9 protein-coding genes, 2 tRNA genes, 2 rRNA genes and 1 other RNA gene are annotated in these 11,595 nt (G+C 47.7%); all 14 read right to left on the bottom strand.

The genetic code is table 11. The annotated features are described in order from the left end of the window. Positions 1-40: 40 nt before the first annotated feature. The 14 genes from EI981_RS00700 to EI981_RS00635 all read right to left on the bottom strand — a co-directional run bounded on the left by EI981_RS00700 (position 41) and on the right by EI981_RS00635 (position 11,594). Positions 41-116 (bottom strand) — tRNA-Ala (locus EI981_RS00700). Positions 117-160: 44 nt separating this feature from the next. Beyond that, positions 161-237 (bottom strand) — tRNA-Ile (locus EI981_RS00695). Between the two features lie 34 nt (positions 238-271). Beyond that, positions 272-388 (bottom strand): 5S ribosomal RNA (rrf, locus tag EI981_RS00690). Between the two features lie 102 nt (positions 389-490). Then, positions 491-2,042 (bottom strand): 16S ribosomal RNA (locus EI981_RS00685). Positions 2,043-2,319: 277 nt separating this feature from the next. After that, positions 2,320-2,583, bottom strand: a complete 264-nt coding sequence (locus EI981_RS00680) for a pro-sigmaK processing inhibitor BofA family protein (protein WP_126994559.1) — start codon at positions 2,581-2,583, stop codon at positions 2,320-2,322. 80 nt (positions 2,584-2,663) lie between these two features. Further along, positions 2,664-2,945, bottom strand: a complete 282-nt coding sequence (locus EI981_RS00675; RefSeq protein WP_126994557.1) for a DUF2508 family protein — start codon at positions 2,943-2,945, stop codon at positions 2,664-2,666. A 136-nt stretch (positions 2,946-3,081) separates the two neighbouring features. After that, positions 3,082-3,681, bottom strand: coding sequence for a recombination mediator RecR (gene recR / locus EI981_RS00670; protein WP_068778097.1), 600 nt, complete (start codon positions 3,679-3,681; stop codon positions 3,082-3,084). Positions 3,682-3,706: 25 nt separating this feature from the next. Beyond that, on the bottom strand, positions 3,707-4,018 hold the full coding sequence (locus EI981_RS00665) for a YbaB/EbfC family nucleoid-associated protein (RefSeq protein WP_126994555.1): 312 nt from the start codon (positions 4,016-4,018) through the stop codon (positions 3,707-3,709). 64 nt (positions 4,019-4,082) lie between these two features. Then, positions 4,083-5,834 (bottom strand): DNA polymerase III subunit gamma/tau, encoded by a 1,752-nt coding sequence (dnaX, locus tag EI981_RS00660; protein ID WP_126994553.1) that lies wholly within the window; start codon positions 5,832-5,834, stop codon positions 4,083-4,085. Between the two features lie 376 nt (positions 5,835-6,210). Next, positions 6,211-6,478, bottom strand: an RNA gene (gene ffs, locus EI981_RS00655) — signal recognition particle sRNA large type. 96 nt (positions 6,479-6,574) lie between these two features. Continuing rightward, positions 6,575-7,324, bottom strand: a complete 750-nt coding sequence (locus EI981_RS00650; protein WP_126994551.1) for a response regulator transcription factor — start codon at positions 7,322-7,324, stop codon at positions 6,575-6,577. Between the two features lie 9 nt (positions 7,325-7,333). Then, a complete protein-coding gene (locus EI981_RS00645; RefSeq protein ID WP_126994549.1) occupies positions 7,334-8,797 on the bottom strand; it encodes a sensor histidine kinase in 1,464 nt (487 codons plus the stop codon). Between the two features lie 148 nt (positions 8,798-8,945). Further along, positions 8,946-10,169 carry an amidohydrolase family protein gene (locus EI981_RS00640; protein ID WP_126994547.1) on the bottom strand — a complete coding sequence of 408 codons (1,224 nt, stop codon included), beginning with the start codon at positions 10,167-10,169 and terminating at the stop codon, positions 8,946-8,948. Positions 10,170-10,226: 57 nt separating this feature from the next. After that, positions 10,227-11,594 (bottom strand): citrate transporter, encoded by a 1,368-nt coding sequence (locus tag EI981_RS00635; protein WP_126994545.1) that lies wholly within the window; start codon positions 11,592-11,594, stop codon positions 10,227-10,229. Position 11,595 lies beyond the last annotated feature (1 nt).

The raw sequence follows: 11,595 nt of genomic DNA, 5'->3' as shown, positions 1-11,595 counted from the left end.
TCGTATATCCAGTTTTCAAGGATCAATTGTAAAGATTATATGGTGGAGACAAGCGGGATCGAACCGCTGACCTCCTGCTTGCAAGGCAGGCGCTCTCCCAGCTGAGCTATGCCCCCATATAGGCTTCCCAAAATCATTAAGTTAAGTTATGGGATTTAGATGGTGGGCCCTAGTGGACTCGAACCACCGACCTCACCCTTATCAGGGGTGCGCTCTAACCAACTGAGCTAAGGGCCCATAACTATATTGTGCTTACCCTAGAAGGGTTAGCGCTTGGCGACGTCCTACTCTCCCAGGACCCTTCGGTCCAAGTACCATCGGCGCTAGAGGGCTTAACGGTCGTGTTCGGGATGGGTACGTGTGGAACCCCTCCGCCATTGCCACCAAACGCATGAGAGTTGAACTCTCAAAACTGACCAACGAGTGAGCGTTGCGCTTCCCTAAGGAAGCTTATTTGAATGTTCTCGTTGCAGAGAACGATTCTCCATAGAAAGGAGGTGATCCAGCCGCACCTTCCGATACGGCTACCTTGTTACGACTTCACCCCAATCATCTACCCCACCTTCGGCGGCTGGCTCCTTGCGGTTACCTCACCGACTTCGGGTGTTGTAAACTCTCGTGGTGTGACGGGCGGTGTGTACAAGACCCGGGAACGTATTCACCGCGGCATGCTGATCCGCGATTACTAGCAATTCCGACTTCATGCAGGCGAGTTGCAGCCTGCAATCCGAACTGAGACTGGCTTTTTAGGATTCGCTCCACCTCGCGGCTTCGCTTCCCGTTGTACCAGCCATTGTAGTACGTGTGTAGCCCAGGTCATAAGGGGCATGATGATTTGACGTCATCCCCGCCTTCCTCCGGTTTGTCACCGGCAGTCATTCTAGAGTGCCCACCCAAAGTGCTGGCAACTAAAATCAAGGGTTGCGCTCGTTGCGGGACTTAACCCAACATCTCACGACACGAGCTGACGACAACCATGCACCACCTGTCTTGAATGCTCCGAAGAGGGCACCTATCTCTAGGTGTTACATTCAGATGTCAAGACCTGGTAAGGTTCTTCGCGTTGCTTCGAATTAAACCACATACTCCACTGCTTGTGCGGGTCCCCGTCAATTCCTTTGAGTTTCAGTCTTGCGACCGTACTCCCCAGGCGGAATGCTTAATGTGTTAACTTCGGCACCAAGGGTATCGAAACCCCTAACACCTAGCATTCATCGTTTACGGCGTGGACTACCAGGGTATCTAATCCTGTTTGCTCCCCACGCTTTCGCGCCTCAGCGTCAGTTACAGCCCAGAGAGTCGCCTTCGCCACTGGTGTTCCTCCACATCTCTACGCATTTCACCGCTACACGTGGAATTCCACTCTCCTCTTCTGCACTCAAGCTACCCAGTTTCCAATGCGACCTAAGGTTGAGCCTTAGGATTAAACACCAGACTTAAATAGCCGCCTGCGCGCGCTTTACGCCCAATAATTCCGGACAACGCTTGCCCCCTACGTATTACCGCGGCTGCTGGCACGTAGTTAGCCGGGGCTTTCTTCTCAGGTACCGTCACTCCGGTAGCAGTTACTCTACCGGACGTTCTTCCCTGGCAACAGAGCTTTACGATCCGAAAACCTTCATCACTCACGCGGCGTTGCTCCGTCAGACTTTCGTCCATTGCGGAAGATTCCCTACTGCTGCCTCCCGTAGGAGTCTGGGCCGTGTCTCAGTCCCAGTGTGGCCGTTCACCCTCTCAGGTCGGCTACGCATCGTCGCCTTGGTGAGCCGTTACCCCACCAACTAGCTAATGCGCCGCAGGTCCATCTATAAGTGACAGATTGCTCCGTCTTTCATTATCTCCCCATGCGAGAAAATAAATTATCCGGTATTAGCTAACGTTTCCGCTAGTTATCCCAGTCTTACAGGCAGGTTACCTACGTGTTACTCACCCGTCCGCCGCTAACCATCAGGAGAGCAAGCTCTCCATCAAGTCCGCTCGACTTGCATGTATTAGGCACGCCGCCAGCGTTCGTCCTGAGCCAGGATCAAACTCTCCAATAAAGTGTTTCATTGAAAGAGCGATTAGCTCATTTTGAATCTGACTTATTTCTTAGATTTCACTTGACGTGAAACCCGCTCACTCGTTGTTCAGTTTTCAAAGATCAACTTCGTTTTCAGCGCTGCTGCGTTCTCAGCAGCGACCTTTATAATATATCATGTTCGCCTCGTTTGTGTCAAGAAGTTTTTTTAACTTTGTTTTTTTGAAGTTATCAAAACAGCTTGACCTCTTAGAGAAGCGATTAATAATGTACCATAGAAACGGATTGCTCGTCAACAGTCAAATCATAGTTAATTTTAACCCTAACAGAAGAGCTACCCCTGGCAATCCGAGCACAAGCGCCGTACTAATTGTAATCGGGTTCAGAGGGATGTATGCCTCGCTCAACAATCCGGAGAAATTCACGATATAAATCCCTAGCGCAGCCAGGACAATATGTAGCCCCATCCGGGTTAACCACGCTAGACCTAGCTTACGTGAAAAGACGACATACAGCAGAAAGAGCAAAGAAACAGCTAAAACACCTATTAGAATAATTCTCACCGTCTCGTCCCATCCTTTCCTTAAAAGGTTGTTCAAAAAACCACTTTTGATAAGAAAACCGATCTTTTTGAACATTCACCTTACTCAAAATAGGAACCATATTGGAAGGCATCCCATCTTACATTAGCCTGTTTGGCCCGTTTAAGTTCAATTTGATACCTTCTCTCCGCGGCCTCCAGTGTATAAATGGCCACATCAATATTATCCTGACCTACCGCCTCCTGAAATGCCATATAGGCCCACTCCCACTCCTTACGAGCCTTATTGACCTCATGGTAGAGCATCCTCTTATACTCTTCCTCCTGACCCGGCTCCAATGTTACGGACAATAGCTCCTTGCTCTCAGCAATCTTATGTCTCATGGCCGTTAACCCCCTCATTCCGGTTTATTCCATGTGTATCGGGCGAGGGACAAACTTAGAACCAAAAAAACAAAGAACCTTAATCCAAAAGAAGAGGTTATTCTTCTGGATTAAGGTTCTCCACAAAAGGTATAAATCAACTGAGTTCTCTCCGACCCTCAAGTGCCTTGGACAGTGTTACCTCATCCGCATACTCAAGGTCACCGCCAACCGGCAGTCCATGGGCAATCCGTGTAACCCGAATATCGAAAGGCTTCACCAGCCGCGAAATATACATAGCTGTGGCTTCGCCTTCAATATTCGGATTAGTAGCAAGGATCAGTTCCTTGACCCGTTCATCACTTAGACGAGTTAGCAGTTCCTTCAGACGGATATCATCCGGGCCAAGACCTTCCATAGGGGATATCGCCCCTTGAAGCACATGATAGTAGCCGTCAAATTCCTTCGTTCTCTCCATCGCTACCAGATCCTTCGATTCCTGAACAACGCAGATCACAGAAGGATCGCGAGTCTTATCCTGACAGATCCGACACGGGTCCGTATCCGTAATATTGCAGCAGACGGAACAGTAATGAAGATTTCTCTTCACGCTGACGAGGGCTTTGGCGAAATCTATGACGTCATCTTCTTCCATGCGTAGCACATGAAAAGCCAGCCTAGCTGCGGTCTTAGGGCCGATACCTGGCAAATGTGTAAAAGCATCGATCAGCTTCGCGATCGGTTCGGGATAATACAATGGGAGTGTTCTCCTTCAATCTGGATTAAAATAGACCTGGAATTTTCATTCCGCCTGTAAATTTGCCCATATCCTGGTTAGCGAGTTCTTCGGCTTTGCCAAGAGCATCATTTACCGCAGCAAGGATAAGATCCTGCAGCATTTCCACATCATCCGGATCAACCGCTTCTGGCTTGATGTTGACGGACAACACCTTCTTATGTCCATTCACTTCTACAGTTACAACGCCGCCACCTGCACTACCATCCACTGTCTTAGTGGCAAGTTCCTCTTGTGCCTTCAGCATTTGCTCTTGCATTTTCTTCACTTGCTTCATCATTTGGTTCATATTGTTCACGTAAGACACATCTCCTTCAATTCAATAAGTGATTTATTTATGTGTTGTTAATCATACCAAAAAGTTACTCTTTAATCACGACGAGATCTTCTCCAAACATTTCTAGAGCCTCATCGACCCAAGGTTCCTTGCTCCCGCCCTGCTCTTCCTCATGCTCAAGCTCCAGAGGCTGCGCCGGAGCAGCCGTCCCACTCTGAATCGCTTCACTCCAGTCCTTAAGCATCATAGTTACCAGACGGTATGGCTTACCGAATTGGCGTTCAAGTACCTGCTCGATAACACCTTTATGGGCTGGCTTCTCTGTTGTCTCCCGGTGAATCTCATTCTTGAAAGCAACCAGAATAGCATCCTCCAGTACAGAGACAGGCTCCCCATTCATGAACCAGGCGTGAATCGTCACCTTCTCATCTTTAACGGCCTGCAGCACCTGGTGCCATTTGCTCTGAACCTTGGCGGTATCCGAATCGTCTTTCTGAGCGACGTACCGATCCATGCCGGACGGTATTTTGGCCGCCGAGGAGACGCGTGGCGATGCACCTCTGGATGATCGGGCTGAGCTTGCTTGGCTAGAAGCCTGTGCTCCACCTCCACCAGCCGCTGCCAGACCACCCTGCAGCGCCTTCTCAAGCTTCTTCTCCAGCTCGACCAACTGCTGCTTGAGCTGCTTAATCTCCGAAGCCTCGGCTACGTGAGCAGCGCTTCCCGCACCCTCTCCCGACGCAGATTCCTGCTGCGGAATACTACAGAGCTTCAATAAAGCGACTTCGAACAGCATCTGCGGCTGCTGAGAATACTTCATCTCCGTCTGATAGTGATTCAACGTCTCAATAATCCGGAACAATTGAGGCCGTGAGAAAGCATGCGCCATCTCCCTGTAATCCTCTGGATCAAGTACACGCTCGGTCAGCTTGTCCGCCTGAGGGACGGTCTTGATCATCAGCAGATCGCGGAAATAATACATCAAGTTCTCCATGCACTTATCGGCGCTCTTGCCTTCCTGCATGAGCTGTTCAATGATCTGCATCATGCTGCCGACATCACCTTCAATTAGGGTCTGAGCCAGCTGAGCGAACTGCTTGGACGGAATCCCACCGGTTAAGCTCATCACTTGCTCGTAAGAGACATGTCCATCCGTAAATGAAGCGATCTGATCCAGAATGCTGAGGGCATCCCGCATTCCCCCATCAGACAACCTGCAAATATACTGAATAGCATCTTCTTCGGCGGTGATCCCTTCTTGCTCGCATATCATCTTCAGACGACCAGCCTGCTCTTCCAATGAGACACGACGGAAGTCAAAGCGCTGACAGCGCGAGATTACCGTCGCCGGAAGCCGGTGCGGCTCAGTTGTAGCCAGAATGAACATCACGTGTGGAGGCGGCTCCTCAAGCGTCTTGAGTAGCGCATTAAAAGCTTCAGTTGTTAACATATGAACTTCATCGATAATATAAACCTTTTGCCGCACTTCCGTAGGGGCGTACTTCACCTTCTCCCGAAGATCGCGGATTTCTTCGACCCCCCGGTTGGAAGCGGCGTCAATTTCAAGCACATCCATCACAGCGCCTGCAGTAATCCTCCGGCATGCTTCGCACTCATTGCAAGGCTCTGCTGCAGGACCCTTCTCGCAGTTAACTGCTTTGGCCAGGACCTTGGCAGTTGTCGTCTTCCCCGTCCCGCGCGGTCCGCTAAATAAATAAGCATGCGATAGGCGCTGCTCACGAATCGCATTCTGCAGTGTACGGATAATATGCTGTTGTCCTACCATGTCTTGAAACGACTGCGGCCGCCAAGCACGGTACAACGCAATATGCTCCATTGCGGCACCTTCTTTCTATCCCTAGGGCGGCTCAGTCGCCGCCCTCTTATTATACTATACTCACGTGAACAGAAAAACTTCTACAAGAGGTTGTTCAAAAAGTCCGCTTTTGATCACGAAGTAACACTGAGAGCTTATTCGACATCGAATCTTGAATTCAGCCGGGCCTTCCGGTGCTCACGTAGGTTTTGCCTACGCTCCGCTCCTCAGTCCCTAGCTTCATTCAACCTTCTCGGTGCTGAAAACCGGACTTTTTGAACACGCACTATATGTTACCCATCAGCTATCTAAGAAGAGGTATCTACCAGAGTAGCCACATCCCCATAAAAAAACATCTCTGTCCCAAGACAAAGATGTACTCTTATTCAATATGTAGCCGTGCACCTGTTATTGATCATTGCGATCCGAGCGGCACCCTTATGGCTCAACTCGGGACAGGCACTCCTCCGGCACATGAGTGGGACTGCTTATGGCTGCTTCCTTCCGGACCTGACCAGATTCACAGTTACTCATTGCGGAGGACCCATCCGTCAACGTCTGCCATAAAGACCGGACCTCACATCGACAAGACCTCTAACAGGAATTCAACCTCGCTATAGCGGATTGCGAGTTACAGGGCACCGCTACCTCCCCATCTAGCACGGTGAAATTAAGTATATCTCATGCCTATCCAAATTGCAACCTAGGAGAAAAACTTGGCTGCCCAACCAATTCTGGCAGCAAATCTACTCTTCTAATAGTTAGTTCTCTTCGCTAGCTGGCTTGTTCTCCGATTCATAATCACCCTTACTGGATATCAGTGAATAACCTATACCCGAGTAGGTCTTAATCACTTCCAGATAGTGATCACAGCCAGCCTGCTTCAGCTTCTTGCGGACCCGAGCCACCGCTACTCTCAGATACTCAATTTCGTTACTATAGTCCGGTCCCCATACGGTCGTCAATATCTGCTCATGACTAATAATCTTGTCCATGTGCATCCCTAGAAGCTCCAGAATCAAATATTCAATATTCGTCAGCTTCACTTCATTCCCTTTGACATAGACGCGCTTCTGGGCGATGTTGATCTCGAGATTAAAGGTTGTAATCCGGCTCTCCTCACGTCCGAGCTCATAATTCACCTTTGTTCTCCGCAACACAGCCTTCACTCTGGCGAACAGCTCGTCCAGAGAGAACGGCTTCGTCAAATAATCATCAGCCTCCAGATCGAAGGCTTGAAGCATATCGTCGGATGCGCTGCGCGCCGTCAGGAAGATTACCGGGACCTTGCTAAATTTGCGGAGCTGCTTCAATACCGTAAAGCCATCCATATCGGGCATCATCACATCAAGTAAAACCAGGTCAGGCTCATGCAAGTCGAATTGCTCCAGGAACTGCTCGCCGTTGGAGAATGTACAGACTTGATAGTTAAAAGACAGCAAATTCGCTTTAATGAATCGTACGATCTTCGGTTCATCGTCCACGATTGCTATTTTATAGTTATTCTTCATCTTTACCTCCTATGGAACTTGAATAATCGGCAGTTTAACGGTAAAGGTGCTTCCTTCATTTAGTTGGCTCTTCACATATATTTCGCCGCCATGCTCGCGGATCAGGCCCTCGCTGATCGACAGACCGAGGCCGGACCCTCCGCTCTTTCGTGCCGCTGAAATATCGGCTCTATAGAAACGCTCAAATATTTTCTTCTGATATTTCTCAGAAATGCCGATTCCATTATCTGTTACTTCTATATAAATAAATTGATCATCATGATAAATATTGACGACAATCTTCTTTTCATTCGCATCATTATAAGTAAGTCCATTAATAATCAGATTGATCAGAACTTGCCTTACACGAGCTTCATCTCCGTATAATAACGGGAAGTTAGACATCGTATCATAATTAAACACGATCTCGCCTTGGCTCATTGCCTTCTCAGGAAGTTGATTCATCGTTCCCTTGATCAGTTGGAACAGTGGGAAGAAATCCTGATGCAACAGCAAGGTGCCTGTCTCAATCTTCTTCACATCCATCCAGACGTCAATCAGCTCTTGTAAATGAAGCACGTCCTCATGGATTCCTAGCAGCAGATCATGAGAGAAGGACTCGTCCCATTTATTGGATGCCCCTCTTAAGAGAGTCTCCACACTTCCCCTGATATTGGTCAGCGGAGTCTTGAATTCATGACTGGCGATCGAGATCAAGTTGCTCTTGATCTGGTCAACCTCATATTCCTTCGTAATATCCCGGATACTATACACATTACCCAAGGGCTCACTACTCTCATACACAGCGAATTTCTTAATTTCAAAGTAACGAATCTTTCCAGGAAGCTGCGCCTTGATTCGGATCGAAGCTTCATTCTGGGATGCAAATTCCTCAATATCGACCGACTCGAGTTCGTTGATCTGTATGAACATCTTAATGAGCTGGTTCTCATTAATAATCATTTTACCATCATTATATGTCTTAATAAATTGAACGAAAGCATCATTCTGATGAATCACATTCCTCTGCAAGTTCAACAGAACAATCCCGTCTGACATACTCTTTAACAAATTGTCCAATTTATATAACCAGTCTCTATATAGATCCGAATTCAACTTCGCTTGGTATAAGGAGCTGAATAGGTTGGCAAGAGTGATTAAGCGCTCCTGCGGTTCATTCTTCGCTTCCTCATTACCCCCGTCATCAAATACGATCTTACCATTCTCAACCTCATGAATTTGAATCGAATGAACAACTGGGTTCGGGTTCGGGATTCGTTCACGAAGGAAATCCTCCCACTCCTCCCCTTGATGAACAGCACCGCTAGCGATAATCGAATAATTCGGGAACCAGCAACTTACTTGATAATTTGTTAAGTTCTGCAATTCCTTTAGGCATTCTTTCAAGAAGAACTCCTTCCCAACAATCTGCACATTTGGATTAAATCGATCATCCGTATCAAATTCTTCGCTCGCTGTCTTTTTCTGAGTCATTCGTCGGTCTCCATTCTTAAGACTGTTGATATCATTCTAATTAAATATTATAACTCAGGCCGAATTCTGTGAAGAGCAACAGAAATGGAAAAACTCCATATTCTCAGCGAAGAATATGGAGTAATTCTATTAAATCCGTTTCGAAAAACTATGCATTGACTTTAACAGTGCGTACCGTTTCAACCGTTACTTTACCGCTCTTGATGACGAATAATCTTGTCGGTACATCAATGATAGCATTCGTAACTGATTCAGAGTCGAGCAATACAAGGTCCGCGTTATTACCCACAGCAATACCATAGCCCTTCAAGTCAAGAGCCTTAGCTGGATTCGTAGTAATCATCGGCAGAACCGTATGCAAGTCATCTGCACCACCCAAATGGCCTACAGGGATAGCGATCATAGCTGTCAGCATCAAGTCGCCGTTACCATATGGTGTGAATGCGTTACGAATATTATTCGTCGCAATACACATATTTACACCGCCATCGCGAAGTGCACGGATAGGAGTAACTGTGCGGCGAACGTTATAAGCATCATTACGCGCTCCAAGATGCAAGTCTGTGCATGGAAGGCTCATAACGCTGATTTGCGCTTCATTCATCTTCTCGATGATTGGCAGCAATTGCTCACGAGGCATAGCGGCGATACTGGTCAAGTGACCTACCGATACTCTGCCTACGAAGCCTTCAGCAATGGTCTTCTCAGCAACATAGTCAATCGTGGTGCCTTCTGCGTCATCCTTGAAGTCCTGATGAAGATCGATAGGCTTATTGTATTTCTTAGCAAGCTCGAACACAAAGTCGATATGCTCTTTAGCTGAGATGTCATTGTATGGAACCCCACCAACGATATCGCAGCCCATCTCCATAGCCTCGTACATCATTTTATCTGTACCTGGGGCTTTGAAGATTCCCTCTTGAGGGAAGGCAACAACTTGAATGTCGATCAGGTTCTTATACTCTTCACGGAGCTCAAGAATCACTTCAAGTCCTGTGAAGCCCTGGGATGGATCGAATTCAGAATGAGTCCGCAAATGAGTCGTACCGTTCTTAACCAACATGTCCAATGTTCTGCTGGCACGATCGCGAATATCCTGTTTCGTAAACGTAGGCTTCAATTGGCCTGTAACACGAATGGCCTCCTGCAATGTACCTGATTTGTTCGGCAGACGGTCTGCGATGAGCGCTTTATCCAAATGAAGATGGCTCTCAACTAGGCCTGGGATTAATACCTTACCGTTCGCTTCGATAACACGGCCTGCTTCTGCCTCGATATTAGCTTCTATTCCAACGATTTTCCCGTTGTCGATCGCAATATCACGGAGCTCCGCACCCTCAGCAATTCTTGCCTTCTTAATCAAGATATCCATTGTTTGTTCCTCCCGGTTGAATAATTAATGAATTGAGTAAATCCGAACGACTGTGACTTATCCGAAGATCAACGAAAGTACCAACAAGATTGCCATCGAGAGTCCTACCCACTTCGCATTACCTTTAACGACTTGCAAAATTGGAATTTGGAACCCGGACGAAAGAGCTTGCATGGTAATGTTAACGAAGCTGAGCTGACTTCCCAGACCTACACCCATAGCTACAAAACCAAAGGCAATAGGCGAGAATCCGAGTGTTACGGCAATCGGCAATACCAAGGTCAGAATGGAACCAACATATGCTCCGGCTGGAATACCAACCAATATACCTGCCAGTACGGCTACAGGAACAACAATAGCTGTAGGAGCCTGACTTGCTACGTTCGAGATCGCTGCAAAAGCGCCGGTCTGACCGATCATATTAATGAACGCTAGGAAGATACCTACACTGAACAGACGTGTCAAAATATAAGTTGAACCATCAACCATCGCCTCAAGCGATTTGTTAAGTGTGAATTTCGTGCAAAGGAAAATCAAGAACACGGTCAACATTGTATACACAAGCGGTGTAAACAAGCTATAGTGAATTGCTTTATTAATGATAGGGCCGAGAATAACCGATCCGAGCAAGAAGATCGCTGGGATCGTCATTTTGAATAATTGCTTGTTGTTCATTCCGGCAAACTCGCTGCTCTCTTCACCTACGAAGAGTGCCTTTCTGCGCTTAGCTCCCCAGAATGCAATAGCAACACCAAGGATAACGAAGCCCAAAGTGAACAGACGCATTTCAGCTACATAGTCGGCTACTGGAATGCCGGACAACTTCGAGACGATACCAGACTCCAGCGATGCAGGAGATGTTGTGAAGCTGACTGCAGATACGATAGACATCGCAGCAATAACTTCTGGAATAGCGCCCAATGCCGCCATCGCCAGTGGTGCGATAACCATCGCGCTTCCGCCGCCGATACCTGACATATAAGTCGCTGCAGCTTGCAGCAGAACGATAAATGCAGCGAAAATTTCAACGCGTCCCTTAATCCCTCTACGAACCAGGGTCAAGGCCGAGGTATAACCACCTGATTTAAACACAGCCATCGCTACCGCGGAGTTAATGATCGGTACGGTAATCGAGAGCATACCTGGAATCGAATCCAGGAAGGCCTGATTGGCCTCAGTCAAAGATATGCCGCCGATGATCATAGCCATCACGCCACCGACCAGACCAGCTGCAATCATATCAACCTTCATGAACAGCAGGACCAGAATGACAATCAGGGGCAGAATCGTTAATAGCGCGTACCATCCGGTAGGAGTCGGTACATCAGCACCAATAGAATCTGCTGCGAAGGCTTGCATAGGTAGCATGAGCAAGAACATTGCCAAAGTAAATATTGACGTTAAAAAGTATTTTTTCGTCTTCATG

This window comes from Paenibacillus lutimineralis, from assembly GCF_003991425.1.
Classification (GTDB): Bacteria; Bacillota; Bacilli; order Paenibacillales; family Paenibacillaceae; genus Fontibacillus; species Fontibacillus lutimineralis.
This window is presented reverse-complemented; position numbering and strand designations above follow the sequence as displayed.

Bases quoted from the DNA above. Each gene is read 5' to 3' on its own strand.
- EI981_RS00675 (WP_126994557.1), bottom strand. From the start codon at position 2,945: ATGAGACATAAGATTGCTGAGAGCAAGGAGCTATTGTCCGTAACATTG.
- dnaX (WP_126994553.1), bottom strand. From the start codon at position 5,834: ATGGAGCATATTGCGTTGTACCGTGCTTGGCGGCCGCAGTCGTTTCAA.
- EI981_RS00650 (WP_126994551.1), bottom strand. From the start codon at position 7,324: ATGAAGAATAACTATAAAATAGCAATCGTGGACGATGAACCGAAGATC.
- EI981_RS00645 (WP_126994549.1), bottom strand. From the start codon at position 8,797: ATGACTCAGAAAAAGACAGCGAGCGAAGAATTTGATACGGATGATCGA.
- EI981_RS00640 (WP_126994547.1), bottom strand. From the start codon at position 10,169: ATGGATATCTTGATTAAGAAGGCAAGAATTGCTGAGGGTGCGGAGCTC.
- EI981_RS00635 (WP_126994545.1), bottom strand. From the start codon at position 11,594: ATGAAGACGAAAAAATACTTTTTAACGTCAATATTTACTTTGGCAATG.